This is a genomic window from Pseudomonas sp. NPDC088322 (assembly GCF_044740745.1).
GTDB lineage: Bacteria > Pseudomonadota > Gammaproteobacteria > Pseudomonadales > Pseudomonadaceae > Aquipseudomonas > Aquipseudomonas shirazensis.
This window is the reverse complement of the sequence record NZ_JBIURK010000002.1, coordinates 197,250-211,134: the sequence shown is the minus strand read 5'-3', so window position 1 is coordinate 211,134 and position 13,885 is coordinate 197,250. Positions and strand designations below refer to the sequence as shown.

At 63.2% G+C, this 13,885-nt stretch carries 13 protein-coding genes; all 13 read left to right on the top strand.

Annotation, left to right across the window (positions count from 1 at the left end):
* Positions 1-27: 27 nt before the first annotated feature.
* Complete coding sequence (gene thrC / locus ACIOAU_RS05190; protein WP_401180470.1) at positions 28-1,416, top strand: threonine synthase; 1,389 nt, start codon at positions 28-30, stop codon at positions 1,414-1,416.
* A complete protein-coding gene (locus tag ACIOAU_RS05185) occupies positions 1,413-1,850 on the top strand; it encodes an Lrp/AsnC family transcriptional regulator (protein WP_401180467.1) in 438 nt (145 codons plus the stop codon). Before thrC ends, ACIOAU_RS05185 begins: the two co-directional genes overlap by 4 nt.
* 103 nt (positions 1,851-1,953) lie before the next feature.
* Positions 1,954-2,994: a homoserine dehydrogenase gene (locus tag ACIOAU_RS05180; protein WP_401180464.1), complete on the top strand. Its 1,041-nt coding sequence runs from the start codon at positions 1,954-1,956 to the stop codon at positions 2,992-2,994.
* Positions 2,995-3,007: 13 nt separating this feature from the next.
* The gene (locus ACIOAU_RS05175; protein WP_401180461.1) at positions 3,008-4,426 is read left to right on the top strand and encodes an aldehyde dehydrogenase family protein; all 1,419 of its coding nucleotides are present in this window, start codon (positions 3,008-3,010) and stop codon (positions 4,424-4,426) included.
* Positions 4,427-4,577: 151 nt separating this feature from the next.
* Positions 4,578-5,600 (top strand): LacI family DNA-binding transcriptional regulator, encoded by a 1,023-nt coding sequence (locus ACIOAU_RS05170; RefSeq protein WP_101319227.1) that lies wholly within the window; start codon positions 4,578-4,580, stop codon positions 5,598-5,600.
* A 63-nt stretch (positions 5,601-5,663) separates the two neighbouring features.
* On the top strand, positions 5,664-6,443 hold the full coding sequence (locus ACIOAU_RS05165; RefSeq protein WP_188035884.1) for a sugar phosphate isomerase/epimerase: 780 nt from the start codon (positions 5,664-5,666) through the stop codon (positions 6,441-6,443).
* Complete coding sequence (locus tag ACIOAU_RS05160; protein ID WP_401180457.1) at positions 6,436-7,386, top strand: sugar kinase; 951 nt, start codon at positions 6,436-6,438, stop codon at positions 7,384-7,386. Before ACIOAU_RS05165 ends, ACIOAU_RS05160 begins: the two co-directional genes overlap by 8 nt.
* Before the next feature lie 65 nt (positions 7,387-7,451).
* Positions 7,452-8,738 carry an MFS transporter gene (locus ACIOAU_RS05155; RefSeq protein WP_188035885.1) on the top strand — a complete coding sequence of 429 codons (1,287 nt, stop codon included), beginning with the start codon at positions 7,452-7,454 and terminating at the stop codon, positions 8,736-8,738.
* Positions 8,739-8,747: 9 nt separating this feature from the next.
* On the top strand, positions 8,748-9,728 hold the full coding sequence (locus ACIOAU_RS05150) for a D-glycerate dehydrogenase (protein WP_101319235.1): 981 nt from the start codon (positions 8,748-8,750) through the stop codon (positions 9,726-9,728).
* 131 nt (positions 9,729-9,859) lie between these two features.
* On the top strand, positions 9,860-10,582 hold the full coding sequence (locus tag ACIOAU_RS05145) for a GntR family transcriptional regulator (RefSeq protein ID WP_101319237.1): 723 nt from the start codon (positions 9,860-9,862) through the stop codon (positions 10,580-10,582).
* Positions 10,579-11,367: an SDR family oxidoreductase gene (locus ACIOAU_RS05140; RefSeq protein ID WP_101319239.1), complete on the top strand. Its 789-nt coding sequence runs from the start codon at positions 10,579-10,581 to the stop codon at positions 11,365-11,367. Before ACIOAU_RS05145 ends, ACIOAU_RS05140 begins: the two co-directional genes overlap by 4 nt.
* Positions 11,368-11,458: 91 nt before the next feature.
* Positions 11,459-12,391 carry a 3-keto-5-aminohexanoate cleavage protein gene (locus ACIOAU_RS05135; protein ID WP_101319241.1) on the top strand — a complete coding sequence of 311 codons (933 nt, stop codon included), beginning with the start codon at positions 11,459-11,461 and terminating at the stop codon, positions 12,389-12,391.
* A gap of 98 nt (positions 12,392-12,489) precedes the next feature.
* On the top strand, positions 12,490-13,830 hold the full coding sequence (locus ACIOAU_RS05130) for an MFS transporter (protein WP_101319243.1): 1,341 nt from the start codon (positions 12,490-12,492) through the stop codon (positions 13,828-13,830).
* The last annotated feature ends 55 nt before the right edge of the window (positions 13,831-13,885 follow it).

Here is a 13,885-nt window from a genome sequence, read left to right as displayed (position 1 = left end):
ATCGCGTAGCTCTTATCAGGAGTCACCATGCATTACGTAAGCACCCGCGGCGCAGCTGGGCTGGCCGATTTTCGCCGGGTAGTGCTCTCCGGGCTTGCCGACGATGGCGGCTTGTTCGTGCCCCAGGCCGTGCCGCAATACACTCCAGAGCAGATCGGCAGCTGGTCGTGGCTGCCGTTCGACGAGCTGGTCTGGCGGGTGGTCTCGCCCTACGTGGGCGGAGCAATGGACGAAGCTGCGTTGCGCGCGCTGCTCAGTGACAGCTACCGCGACTTCGATCATCGGGCGATCACGCCGTTAAGGCAGATCGGCCATAACGAATGGATTCTGGAGCTGTTCCATGGCCCGACGCAGTCGTCCAAGGACTTTGCTGCGCAGTTGCAGGCGCGCCTGGTTGCGCACTTTCTGCCGCAACAACAGGGCAGGGCGCTGGTGATCGGTGCCACCAACGGCGAGACCGGGCTGGCCGCGATCGAGGCCTTTGCTGGCTGCGCCAACGCTCAACTGGCCGTGTTGTACCCCGAGCAGGGTGTGCCGCCGGCGCAGTTGGCGGCCTTGCACCAGGCAAACCCGCAACAGGTCGCGCTGATCCCGGTAGCGGGCAGTTTTGACGACTGTCAGACCCTGGTGTCGCGCCTGCTGCGCCAGTGGCCGTTGCCTGAGGTGACGCCGATCTGCTTCAACTCGACCAACTGGGTCGGGGTGCTGGCGCAGATCGTCTATTACTTTCACGCCGCGCTGCAGCTTGGCGGCGGCACGCGGCCGGTGGCCTTCAGCGTACCCGCGGCGAGCTTTGCCGAAATCTACGCAGGCTACATCGCGCAGAAGATGGGCTTGCCGATCAACCAGGTGATCGTTTCGACCAACAGCAACGACGCCCTGCATCACTTCATCCAGCGCAACCGCTACTCGACCCGGCAAAGCAGCCGCACCTCGTCGCCGGCGATGGACTTCTCGCTGTACTCAAACCTCGAGCGGTTTATCTGGGAGCTGTACGACCATGATGGCCATGCGGTGAGGGCGTTGATGGAGCACTTCGAGGCGTGCGGTGAGCTGAGCATCGGCAATCAGCAATGGTTACGGGCGCGGGTGCTGTTCGACTCACATGCGGTTGAGGAGCTGCAGATTCGCGAAGAGGTCCTGCGCTTGTTTGCCGAGACCGGCGCGGCGGTTGATCCACATACTGCCGTGGGCGCGTTTTCTGGGCGGATTCAGCGACGCAGCCTGGGCGCGCCGATGGTCACCCTCGGGCAAATCGCGCCGAGCAAATCGGCTGGCCTGCTGGCCGAGCTTGGGGTGTGGCCTGGCCCGGTTGCCGCCCTGGCCGAACCGGACGAGGTGCGCACAGGCCTGCAAACGGGCGATCTGGCCAGCTTGATCCAGGCGTTGCGCCAAGCAACGCAGGCGCGGCCATGAAGCGCATTCTTGATCCACTGGACGAACATATCCTGGCCGAGCTGACCGCCAATGCGCGTATCGGCCACGCCGAGCTGGGCGCCAAGGTCAATCTGTCGCGTAACGCGGTGCGCCAGCGGATCGAGCGGCTGGAGCGCGATGGCGCGATCCAGGGCTATACCATCCGCCACGGCGACTCGCGGCGGGCCTCGTCATTGATCAGCGCGGTGATCTTTGTCTACCGCTATGACCGCATGCGCGGCGCCGATGTGCTGGCCGGCTTGCGCGGCATTCCCGAGGTGGTCCAATGCGAAGTGCTCAGCGGTGAGTTCGACCTGATGCTGCGGGTCAATGCCGCCTCGCCCGAGCGTGTGCACATGGTCTGGAAAGAGATCGCCGGCATGTCCGGGGTGGAAAACACAGTGACCTCGTTCGTGCTCTCGGCCGAGCACTGAGGCGAGCAAAACGACCAACAAATGCAGCATTCTGACCAATTCAACTGACTGCGGTGAAGCCTTAGGCTGACTCCATCAAACAACGCCTGAGAGCAACGCAGACATGACTGAATATAAAATTGCATTGGTGGGTTTTGGTGGGGTCAACCGTGGTCTGGCGCAACTGGTTGCCGAACGTAATGCCTGCTGGCAGGCAAGTTTGGGGTTCACCCTGAAGATCGTTGGCGTCAGCGATATCTTCCTTGGCTCGATCGTCAACCGCGACGGTCTCGATGCCGCCCAGCTGGTGGCCCTGCCAGCCGAGAAAGGCGCCTTTGCCAAGCTGCACGGTGGCACCGCCGAAGCTTTCACCGAGACAGTGATCAAGCAATCCGGCGCTGACATCATCGCGGAGGCGACTTTCACCAATCCTGTCGACGGCGAGCCCGCCACCACCTTCTGCCGCTGGGCGTTGGAAAGCGGCATTCATGTGGTCACCACCAACAAGGGCCCGATTGCCCTGCACGGCAGTGAGCTCAAGGCGCTGGCGCAGCGCAACAACGTCGCTTTCGAGTACGAAGGCTCGGTCATGAGCGGTACGCCGGTGATTCGCCTGGCCAGGCAAGCGCTGGCCGGCGCTGAAGTGCAAGGTTTCGAAGGCATCCTCAACGGCACCTCCAACTATGTTCTGACGCGCATGCAGGAAGGCCTGAGCTTTGCTGCGGCGGTCGCACAGGCGCAGCAACTGGGCTACGCCGAAGCTGACCCAAGCGCCGACGTCGAAGGCTATGACGTGCGCTTGAAAGTGGTGATCCTCGCCAACGAACTGCTCAACGCCAAGCTGCAGATCAGCGACGTCGCCTGCTCGGGTATCAGCAACATCAGCGCTGAAGACATCGCCACCGCCAGCCGCAATGGCCAGTGCTGGAAGCTGATCGGTGCGGCCCAGTGCCAGGCCGATGGCTCGGTGCAAGCCAGCGTCGCTGCACGTTTGTTGCCGCTCAGCCACCCACTGGCCGGTATCAGCGGGGCAACCAATGCGGTCTCGTTCACCACTGAGCTGGTCGGTGCAGTCACGGTGTCCGGCCCGGGTGCAGGCAAGATCGAAACCGCCTTTGCCTTGCTCTCGGACATCGTCGCCATCCACACCAGCCAGCAGCAGTAAGCGGAGAGCAGCCATGAGCGTAGCCAGCAAGGTCAATGTGCAACTGGTCGAAGCGCAGCAGATCGATGTGTTCAGCCCTTACGACGGCCGCCTGATCGGCAGCGTGCCGTGCCAGGATGCCAGTGCGGTGCCGGCCATCCTCGAGCGTGCCCGCCAAGGTGTGCGCCAGGCCGCGGCAATGCCGCGCCATCAGCGCGCACGTGTGTTGGAGGAGGCGGCGCGGCGGGTGCAGGAGCAAGCCCAGGCGTTTGCCGAATTGATCGTCGCCGAGGCCGGCAAGACCTTGCGCCAGGCCGAGAAAGAGGTCAAACGCTGCATCAACACCCTCAAACTGTCGGCTGAAGAGGCGCGGCGCAATGCCGGTGAGGTGGTGCCGTTCGAGGCCTATGAGGGCTCTGAATCGCGCCAGGGCTGGTTCAGCCGAGAGCCGTTGGGGTTAATCGTCGCGATCACGCCGTACAACGACCCGCTCAATCTGGTCGCACACAAGCTCGGGCCAGCGATTGCCGGTGGCAATGGGTTGATCCTGAAACCGTCCGAACTGGCGCCGCTGTCGGCCCTGAAACTGGTCGAATGCCTGCTGCAGGCGGGTTTACCGGACTCGGTGGTCACTGCCGTGACCGGTGGTGTCGAGTTGGGCAAGGCGCTGGTCGAACTGCGCGAGGTGCGCATGGTGTCGTTCACCGGCGGCTTTGTTACCGGCGAGTCAATTGCCCGCAGTGCTGGCCTGAAAAAGCTGGCGATGGACCTGGGCGGCAACGCGCCGGTGCTGGTGTTGGAAGATTGCGACCTGGAACCCACGGTCGAGTCGTGTGTCTCCGGGGCGTTCTGGGCGGCGGGGCAGAACTGCATCGGCACCCAGCGGATCTTGGTGCAACGGCCGATCTATGAAGTGTTCCGCGCACGCTTTGTCGCCCAGGCACGGGCCTTGGTGCTGGGAGACCCGGCCCTGCGTGAAACCGATGTCGGGCCGATGGTGACCGAACAGGCTGCGCGCCGCACTGAACAGTTGGTCAACGAGGCGCTCAGCGAGGGTGCGCAGCTGCTCTGCGGTCACCAGCGCAAGGGCGCCAGTTACGCGCCAACGGTGCTGGAGCAGGTCAGTCATGCCAGCCAGATCTGGCAGCAAGAGGTGTTTGCGCCGGTGGTGATTCTTGAGCCGTTCGACCAGCTGGATGAAGCAGTGGCGCTGGCCAACGCTCCGGAATACAGCCTGCACGCCGGAGTGTTCACCCGTGACCTGGCCAAGGCGTTGAAGCTTGCCAGGCAGATCGAAGCGGGTGGGGTGATGATCAATGATTCGTCGGACTATCGCTTCGATGCCATGCCCTTTGGCGGCTTCAAGTACGGCAGCCTCGGTCGGGAAGGGGTGCGCTTCGCTTATGAAGATATGACCCAGCCGAAAGTGGTGTGCATCAACGATCTGGGCTAACCGCAGCGCGCTGCCCTGCGCTGGTTTGGCGACAGGGTAGCGTGATGTGCAGAGCAGATCCGACGAACGGTAGGTGACTTAGATCTCGACTTTTGATGTATTGAAACCGGTTTCATAACCCGTCTCAAACAATAATCACAAGAGACCTCAGATGACCGATACACCGTCCAGCCCGCGTGAGCGGGTCACCATCAGCCAGGTTGCACGGGTCGCCGGCGTATCCAAGGCGACCGTGTCGCGTTATATCGGTGGCGACCGTCAGTTGCTCGCCGATGCCACTGCGCAGCATCTGGCCGAGGTCATCGAGCGTCTTGGCTACCGGCCAAACCAGATGGCCAGGGGCCTCAAGCGCGGCCAGACGCGCCTGATCGGCATGCTGGTCGCCGACATTCTCAACCCCTATTCAGTGGCCGTGATGCGCGGCGTTGAAACTGCCTGTCGCGAGCACGGCTACAGCCTGGTGCTGTGCAACACCAACCGCGATGACGAGCAAGAGAGCCATCACCTGCGCGTGCTGCAGTCCTACAACGTCGAAGGGCTGATCGTGAACACCCTCGGCCACCACCAGGGCGAGCTGCTGGCGTTGCACCGGGATATCCCCATGGTGCTGGTCGACCGTCAGGTGCCGCAGCTCAATGCCGACATGGTCGGGCTGGATAACGCCGACGCAGTCGAGCAGGCGCTGGACCACCTGCAGGCTCGCGGCTACCGCGACATTCTGGCAGTCAGCGAGCCGCTGGATGGCACCAGCTCGCGACTGGAACGGGTGCAGGCCTTTACCGCATCGATCAATCGCCGCCCCGGCATGCGCCAGCAGATCCTCGAGTGTGCGGCTGATTTGCCCGCATGTCTGGGCAATTTCCTCGGTGCCAGCGGGCATGGCCCGCAAGCGATTTTCACCTTCAACGGCGTGGCCACCCTGGCCGTCACTCGCGCCTTGCACGAGCGCGGCTGCAGATTGTTCGAGGATGTCGGCCTGATCGCCCTCGACGAACTCGACTGGCACCCATTGGTTGGCAGCGGCATTACCGCGCTGGCGCAACCTACCGAACGCATCGGCGCGTTGGCTTTCAACTGCCTGCTTGAGCGGTTGCGTGGCGGTAACGCTGCTGCGCAGCGCATCGACCTCAAGGCCGAATTGATCATTCGCGGATCGACCAACCCTCGTATTTGAACAACGGACTAACGTCCGTTTGCGTTGCATCGAAATGAAACCGGTTTCATAAGGACAATAACAATGCGCTCGAACCCCGTTTCCATCAGCCTTTCCAGCTACGGCGCCGATTTGGTCCGCCAGCGTGGCCAGGCCAGTTTCGTGCCGTTGCTGGCTGCGGCCGGCGTCAGTCGAGTGGAGCTGCGCGAAGAACTGTTCGCCAGCCCGCCGGACTGCCCACAGCTGTCTGCCGCAATCCGCACCTCAGGCATGGAATGCCTGTATTCCTCGCCGCTGGAGCTGTGGCTGGAGGACGGCCAATTGAACCCGGCGTTGCCTGCCAAGCTACAGACCGCCAGGGCCGTGGGCGCGGTGGCACTCAAGGTTTCCCTTGGTCACTATCAGCCGGGCTGTGACCTGACGGCGCTGGCTGCGCAACTCTCGGCGGATGGCCCAATGCTGCTGGTTGAAAACGACCAGACTGCGCACGGCGGGCGGATCGAACCGATGCTGCAGTTTCTTCTGCGCTGTGAATCCATCGCACTGGCGCTGGGCATGACTTTCGATATTGGCAACTGGCGCTGGCAGGGTGAGTCGGCGGTTCAAGCCGCTCACGAGCTGGGCCGCTGGGTGCGCTATGTGCACTGCAAGGCGGTCGAGCGCCAGGCCAATGGCCGCCTGGTCGCAGTGCCGCCACGCGCAGCCGATCTGCTGGCCTGGGAGCAGATGTTCAGCGAGTTCAGCCCGGCAGTGGTGCGCGCGGTCGAGTTTCCTCTGGTCGGTGACGACCTGCTGGCGGTAACTCGTGCCCAGGTCAACAACCTGGCTCGGCTTGCGCTGACGGCGGAGGTGAGCCATGCCTGACCATGACGTGTTGTGCTTTGGCGAGACCATGGCCATGTTCGTCGCCGAACAAACCGGTGAACTGGCGCAGGTCGGCCAGTTCGGCAAACGCATTGCCGGTGCCGACAGCAATGTTGCGATCGGTTTGTCGCGGCTGGGCTTCAAGGTGCGTTGGCTGAGCCGGGTCGGCAATGACTCGTTGGGCCGCTTCGTGCTGGACAGCCTGCTCAAGGAGGGCCTGGATTGCTCGGCGGTGCAAGTCGACCCTGAGCATGCCACCGGCTTTCAGCTCAAGGCCCGCTGCGATGATGGCAGCGACCCCGCCGTCGAATATTTCCGCCGCAACTCGGCTGCCAGTCATATGTCGCCGCAGCTGCTGAACGCACAGTTGACCAGCGCCGAGCATCTGCATGCCACCGGCATTCCGCTGGCGCTGTCGGCCGGCTGCCGGGCGTTGTCGCATGGCCTGGTGGACGCCATGCGCAGCGCTGGCCGGAGCATCTCGTTCGACCCCAATCTGCGCCCATCGTTATGGCCTGACCAGGCCAGCATGATCCGCGAGGTCAACGCGCTGGCAGTCAAAGCCAACTGGGTGCTGCCAGGCCTTGAAGAGGGCCGTTTGCTCACCGGTCGACAAAGCCCTGCTGACATCGCCGCGTTTTATCTGCAGCAAGGCGTCGAGCTTGTGGTGATCAAGCTGGGCGGCGAGGGCGCTTATTTCTGCAGCGCAGAGGCTGAGGGCTGGGTGCCGGCATTCGCTGTTGCGCAGGTAGTCGACACCGTCGGCGCGGGCGATGCCTTTGCAGTGGGCGTGCTCAGTGGCCTGCTCGAAGGCTACCCACTGGGTGAAGCGGTTGCCCGCGGCAATTGGTGCGGCAGCCGCGCGGTGCAGTCGCGCGGGGATATGGAAGGCCTGCCGCTGCGCAGTGAACTGGAACTGTACAACCGGCGCAGCTGCGCCTGAAACGCTGATCGCCGGTTAGCCGGCACCTGGTGCAACAAAAACAACCAAGCTCAGGAGCACACCTCATGCAAACGACCAGCCTCGCGCGTCGCCGGTGGTGGTACATCATCCCGATCGTGTTCATTACCTACAGCCTGGCCTATCTGGACCGCGCCAATTACGGCTTTGCCGCAGCCTCCGGCATGGCCGACGACCTCAAGATCACCCCGGCCTTGTCGTCCTTGCTCGGTGCGTTGTTCTTTCTCGGCTACTTCTTCTTTCAGGTGCCCGGGGCGATCTATGCGGAAAAACGCAGCGTCAAGAAGCTGATCTTCGTCAGCCTGATCCTCTGGGGTGGGCTGGCGACGCTGACTGGGATGATCAGCAATGTGTACTTTCTGATCGCCATCCGCTTCCTCCTCGGGGTGGTCGAGGCGGCAGTGATGCCGGCGATGCTGATCTACCTGTGCCATTGGTTTACCCGCGCCGAACGCTCGCGGGCCAACACCTTCCTGATGCTCGGCAACCCGGTGACGATCCTGTGGATGTCGGTGGTGTCGGGCTACCTGATCAAGCATTACGACTGGCGCTGGATGTTCATCATCGAAGGCCTGCCGGCGGTGCTCTGGGCGTTTATCTGGTGGCGCCTGGCGGCGGACAAACCGGCCCAGGTGAGCTGGCTCAGCCAGCACGAGAAGGACCAGTTGCAAGCGGCGCTGGCGACTGAGCAGCAGGGCATCAAACCGGTGAAGAATTATCGCGAGGCGTTCCGCTCGCCGCAGGTCATCGTGCTGTCGTTGCAGTACTTCTGCTGGAGCATCGGCGTGTACGGCTTTGTGCTGTGGCTGCCGTCGATCCTCAAGCAGGCCGCCAATGTCGATATCGTCACGGCGGGCTGGTTGTCATCGGTGCCGTATCTGGCGGCAGTGCTGGCCATGGTCGGCGTGTCGTGGGCCTCGGACCGGCTGCAGAAGCGCAAGCGTTTTGTCTGGCCACCGCTGCTGATCGCCGCGCTGTCGTTCTACGGCTCGTATGCGCTGGGCAGCGAGCACTTCTGGTGGTCGTACGCTCTGCTGGTCCTGGCCGGAGCCTGCATGTATGCGCCATACGGGCCGTTTTTCGCGATCGTGCCGGAGATTCTGCCGAGCAACGTCGCAGGCGGGGCCATGGCCTTGATCAACAGCATGGGCGCACTGGGCTCGTTCGGTGGCTCGTGGCTGGTGGGCTACCTGAATGGCGCCACCGGCGGGCCAGGCGCCTCTTACCTGTTCATGTGCGGTGCGCTGCTGACGGCGGTTGCCCTCACGGTCGCACTGCGTACACCCCAGGCTCAGCCCAAGCGTCGCGCTGGCGGCCTGGCACTGAATCATTAAGGAATTGCCATGAAAAAGACCATAGTCCTCTACAAGCGCTTGTCCGATGATTTGCTCGGCCGTCTGCGCGAGCAGGCCGAAGTGATCTTCGTCGACACCGCGCAGGCGGATGGCCTGGCCCGTCTGCGCGATGCTTTGCCCCACGCCCATGGCCTGCTCGGGGCCAGCCTGCGCCTGGACAGCAGCCTGCTGGACCTGGCGCCGCAGCTGGAAGCGGTGGCCAGCGTCTCGGTGGGGGTCGACAACTACGACATTGCTGACCTGACCCAGCGCGGCATCGTCCTCACCAATACCCCCGATGTGCTTACCGAAACCACCGCCGATACTGGCTTTGCCTTGATCCTGGCGACGGCGCGCAGGGTGGTCGAACTTGCCAGTTGGGTGCGGGCAGGGCACTGGCAGGCCAACCTGGGGCCGGCTCACTTCGGCACCGATGTGCACGGCAAGACCTTGGGCATCGTTGGTATGGGCCGCATCGGTGAAGCACTGGCCAAGCGTGCGGCTGCGGGGTTTGGCATGCGCGTGGTGTATCACAGCCGTCAGCCCAAGCCTGCCGTCGAGGCCCTTTATGGCGCCGCTTGTCGCAGCCTCGACGGGCTGCTGCAGGAATCGGATTTTGTCTGCCTGACGGTGCCGTTGAGTGCCGCGACCGAGGGTTTGATCGGCGCGCGGGAACTCAGCCTGATGAAACCCGAGGCCATCCTCATCAACATTTCCCGTGGCCGGGTGGTGGATGAAACCGCGCTGATCGAAGCGCTACGTGAGCAGCGCATTCGCGGGGCCGGGCTGGATGTGTTCGTCAAAGAGCCGTTGGCGGCGGATTCGCCCTTGCTGCAACTGGACAACGTGGTGGCGACGCCGCACATCGGCTCGGCGACCCACGAAACTCGCCAGGCCATGGCCCGCTGCGCGGTAGACAATTTGCTCTGTGCGTTGGCTGACCAGCGCCCACAGAATCTGGTCAATCCGCAGGTTTGGGCAATGCGCTAGCCGGCATTGCTGGGGGCGCAAAGCGCCCCGACGTTCTAGGGCCAAACCCACTGTCGTGCTGAAACCAATTGACATATGTTATTTGTGATCACATATTGAAGCCATAACAACGCCAATATGTGAGTCTGCCCATGACTGATCGCCCAACCCTCCTGCCGGTAATGCGCCCGGTGTCGCGCGACACACTGCAGGACCAGGTCTACCGCCAGATCCGTGAAGCGCTGATGAGCGGCCGCTTTCAGCCCGGCCAGAAGCTGACCATCCGCGGCCTGGCCGAAGCCTTGGGTTCAAGCCCGATGCCCGTACGAGAGGCGCTTAACCGCCTGAGTGCCGAAAACGCCTTTGAAGTCACCGAAACAGCCCGCCTGCGGGTGCGCATGATGACGCCTGAGCGTCTGCGCGAAATCCGCGACGCGCGGGTAGCGCTGGAAGGCTTGCTGGCCGAGAAAGCCGTGGTGCTGCTGACCCAGCGCGACCTGAGCGAGATCACCCAACTCTGCGAACAGATGCAGCACGCCGCCGACAACGTCGATGTGGCGCGTTATCTGTGGACCAACTTTGCCTTTCACCGGCGCATCTACGCTGTGGCCAACGCCGAGTTGACCGTCGCCGCGGTGGAGAACTTCTGGCTGCACATGGGCCCATGCTTTGCCCTGGTCGCGCCGGACAAGGCCCACCTGCAACGCTCGATGGAGGCGCACAACCGCATCGTCGAAGCCTTGCAGGCCGGTGATGGCGCCGCTGCGCGGGCGGCGGTCACCGACGACATCATGCAGGCGGCCGACTCGCTGGCACGCCTGATCGTCAAGAGCGACCGTTCCAGGTCGCCTGCTTCAGGAGTTAAAAAAGCATGAGCGTTCTCAACCGACTGATTCCCTACAGCGGCCTGCGCGTATTGATCTCTGGCGGCGCCGCCGGCATCGGCGAGGTGCTGGCTGCGGCGTACATGGAGGCCGGCGCCAAGGTGCATGTCTGCGATGTCAGCGAAGCGGCCCTGGCGGCGTTTCGTGATCGCTACCCGAATAGCCTGGCAACCAAGGCCGATGTCGGCGACCCAGCGCAGATCGAAGCCGTGTTCAAGGTTCAGCGCGAGCAGTTCGGCGGCCTCGATGTGCTGATCAACAACGCCGGGATCGCCGGGCCGACGGCGGGCATAGACGCCGTCACCGACGAAGAATGGCAGCGCACCGTCGATATCAACCTGACCGGGCAATACCGCTTCGCCCACCATGCGGTGCCGCTGCTCAAAGCCTCGCCGAATGCCCACCTGATTCACATCGCCTCGGTGGCGGGGCGCCTTGGCTATGCCTGGCGTACGCCTTATGCCGCAACCAAATGGGCGATCGTTGGGCTGATGAAGTCCCTGGCCAGCGAGCTGGGCGAGAGCGATATCCGCGTCAACGCCTTGCTCCCGGGCATCGTCGAAGGGCCACGCATGGACGGCGTGATTCGCGCCCGGGCCGAGCAGTTGAACGTGCCTGAAGCGGCGATGCGTGACGAATACCTGCAGAAGATCTCGCTCAAGCGCATGGTCACCGCCGAAGACGTCGCTGCCATGGCGCTGTTCCTGTGTTCACCGGCGGCACGCAACGTGACCGGCCAGGCCATCAGCGTGGATGGCAACGTCGAGTACCTGTAACGGCTCGACCCCTCATGCAGTAACGGCGGGGCTGCAGCCCTGCTGCTGACGTATTCACTTTCTCACCAAGAACAAGAATGGAGAAATTCGCATGTCCAGAAAACGCCCGATCATCATTACCTGCGCGGTCACTGGCGCTATTCACACGCCGTCGATGTCGCCGCATCTGCCGATCACCCCGCAGCAAATTGCCGATGCCGCCATTGGTGCCGCCGAAGCCGGCGCTGCCATCGTCCACCTGCATGCACGTGACCCGATCGATGGCCGGCCCAGCCAGGACGTCGACCTGTTCCGCCAGTTCTTGCCGCAGATCAAGGCCAAGAGCGACGTCGTCATCAACATCACCACCGGCGGTGCGCCAACCATGGGCGTTGAAGAGCGCCTGCAGCCGGTGGCTCAGCTCAAGCCGGAGCTGGCTTCACTGAACATGGGCTCGATGAACTTTGGCCTGTACGAAATGCTCGAGCGCTTCACCGAGTTCAAGCATGACTGGGAGCGGCCATATCTGGCAGAAAGTGACGACCGGATCTTCCGCAATACCTTCCGCGACATCGCGCACATACTCAACGCCTGTGCCGAGAACCGCACCCGCTTCGAAATCGAGTGCTACGACATCGGCCACCTGTATACCGCCGCGCATTTCCTCCAGCGCGGCCTGCTCAAGGCACCGATATTCATCCAGTCGGTGTTTGGCCTGCGCGGCGGTATCGGTGGCCACCCGGAAGACCTTGCGCACATGCGCCGTACGGCTGATCGGCTGTTTGGCGACGCTTATCAGTGGTCGATCCTGGGCGCCGGGCGCAATCAGATCCCGCTGGGTACCATGGGCCTGGCAATGGGCAGCCACGTACGGGTTGGCCTGGAGGATTCGTTGTGGGACGGCCCGGGCCAACTGGCCGCATCCAATGCCGACCAGGTCAAACGCATCCGGACAGTGATCGAAGCGCTCGGCGCGCGAGTAGCAACGCCGGATGAAGCCCGGGAAATGCTCGACCTCAAAGGCCAGGACAAGGTCGACTTCTAGCCCCGGCGTCACCTCGCGGATTCTGTGCAGCGGGGCGTTGGGCCCGGCTGCCGGCACCTTCAGCATTCACCGGCTACTCAAGCCATGAGGTTTGTGCGATGACAATTACAAGAAACATCGATAGCGCTGCCACACCCCGTGATTCAGCCACGCTGAACAAGGTCATCTTCATCAAGCTGATGCCGTTGCTGATTGCGGCGTACATCCTGAGCTTTCTCGACCGCACCAACATCGCTTTGGCCAAGCATCAGCTGGATGTGGATCTGGGCATTTCGGCGGCGGCCTATGGGCTGGGCGCCGGCTTGTTCTTTCTGACCTATGCGCTGTCGGAAGTACCCAGCAACCTGATCATGCACAAGGTCGGCGCGCGCTTCTGGATCGCCCGCATCATGGTGACCTGGGGCCTGATTTCGGCAGCGATGGCGTTTGTTCAGGGCGAAACCTCGTTTTACATCCTGCGTCTGCTGCTGGGCGTCGCCGAGGCGGGGCTGTTCCCCGGCGTGATGCTCTATCTGACCTATTGGTTCGGCCGCGAGCAACGTGCGCGGGCGATTGGCTACTTCCTCCTGGGTGTGTGCTTCGCCAATATCATCGGCGGCCCGCTGGGCGCGCTGCTGATGCAGCTGGACGGTGTCTGGGGCTGGCGTGGTTGGCAGTGGATGTTCATGCTCGAAGGCCTGCCGGCGGTGTTCTTCGCCTATGTCGTGTGGACGAAGCTGCCGGACCGGCCGAGCAAGGCGCCGTGGCTGAGCCCGGCTGAAGCCGAGCAGATCGAACGCGGCCTGGCGGCTGAGCAGGAGGAAGGTGCAGGGCAGGGCGGCCATTCGCTCAAGCAGTGCCTGACGCCGCAGATCTTCCTGGCGATCCTGGTGTACTTCTGCCATCAGATCACGGTGTATACGGTGATCTTCTTCCTGCCGGGGATCATCGGCAAATACGGCGAGTTGACCACGCTGCAGATCGGCTTGCTGACCTCGCTGCCGTGGATCGCCGCAGCCGTGGGTGCCATGGCGCTGCCGCGTTTTGCCACGACCCCGCAGCGGGCGCGGATGATGCTGGTGTGCGGGTTGCTGACCATGGCCGCCGGGCTGGGTATCGCCTCGCTGGCAGGGCCGGTGCTGAGCCTGCTGGGCTTCTGCCTGTCGGCGCTGATGTTCTTTGTGGTGCAGTCGATCATCTTCCTGTACCCGGCGTCACGCCTCAAAGGCGCTGCACTGGCCGGTGGGCTGGGCTTCGTCAACTCGTGTGGGCTGTTGGGCGGCTTTGTCGGCCCGTCGGTGATGGGCCTGATCGAGCAGACGACAGGTAACGCCATGGACGGGATGAAAATCATCGCGGTGATCCTGGTGCTCGCCGCGCTGGCTGCCCTGCGCCTGCGTCAAGGGCATGAGCGCAAGGTCCCCAAGGCTGAAGCGCATGGACGCCGACAGGTAGTTTGAGTCCACACTGGGCTGCTCTAGCTGACGTTGCAGGCCAGAGCAGCCCTGTTGCGGT

Coding starts and splice junctions, on each gene's coding strand:
- thrC (WP_401180470.1), top strand. CDS start 28: ATGCATTACGTAAGCACCCGCGGCGCAGCTGGGCTGGCCGATTTTCGC.
- ACIOAU_RS05185 (WP_401180467.1), top strand. CDS start 1,413: ATGAAGCGCATTCTTGATCCACTGGACGAACATATCCTGGCCGAGCTG.
- ACIOAU_RS05180 (WP_401180464.1), top strand. CDS start 1,954: ATGACTGAATATAAAATTGCATTGGTGGGTTTTGGTGGGGTCAACCGT.
- ACIOAU_RS05175 (WP_401180461.1), top strand. CDS start 3,008: ATGAGCGTAGCCAGCAAGGTCAATGTGCAACTGGTCGAAGCGCAGCAG.
- ACIOAU_RS05170 (WP_101319227.1), top strand. CDS start 4,578: ATGACCGATACACCGTCCAGCCCGCGTGAGCGGGTCACCATCAGCCAG.
- ACIOAU_RS05165 (WP_188035884.1), top strand. CDS start 5,664: ATGCGCTCGAACCCCGTTTCCATCAGCCTTTCCAGCTACGGCGCCGAT.
- ACIOAU_RS05160 (WP_401180457.1), top strand. CDS start 6,436: ATGCCTGACCATGACGTGTTGTGCTTTGGCGAGACCATGGCCATGTTC.
- ACIOAU_RS05155 (WP_188035885.1), top strand. CDS start 7,452: ATGCAAACGACCAGCCTCGCGCGTCGCCGGTGGTGGTACATCATCCCG.
- ACIOAU_RS05150 (WP_101319235.1), top strand. CDS start 8,748: ATGAAAAAGACCATAGTCCTCTACAAGCGCTTGTCCGATGATTTGCTC.
- ACIOAU_RS05145 (WP_101319237.1), top strand. CDS start 9,860: ATGACTGATCGCCCAACCCTCCTGCCGGTAATGCGCCCGGTGTCGCGC.
- ACIOAU_RS05140 (WP_101319239.1), top strand. CDS start 10,579: ATGAGCGTTCTCAACCGACTGATTCCCTACAGCGGCCTGCGCGTATTG.
- ACIOAU_RS05135 (WP_101319241.1), top strand. CDS start 11,459: ATGTCCAGAAAACGCCCGATCATCATTACCTGCGCGGTCACTGGCGCT.
- ACIOAU_RS05130 (WP_101319243.1), top strand. CDS start 12,490: ATGACAATTACAAGAAACATCGATAGCGCTGCCACACCCCGTGATTCA.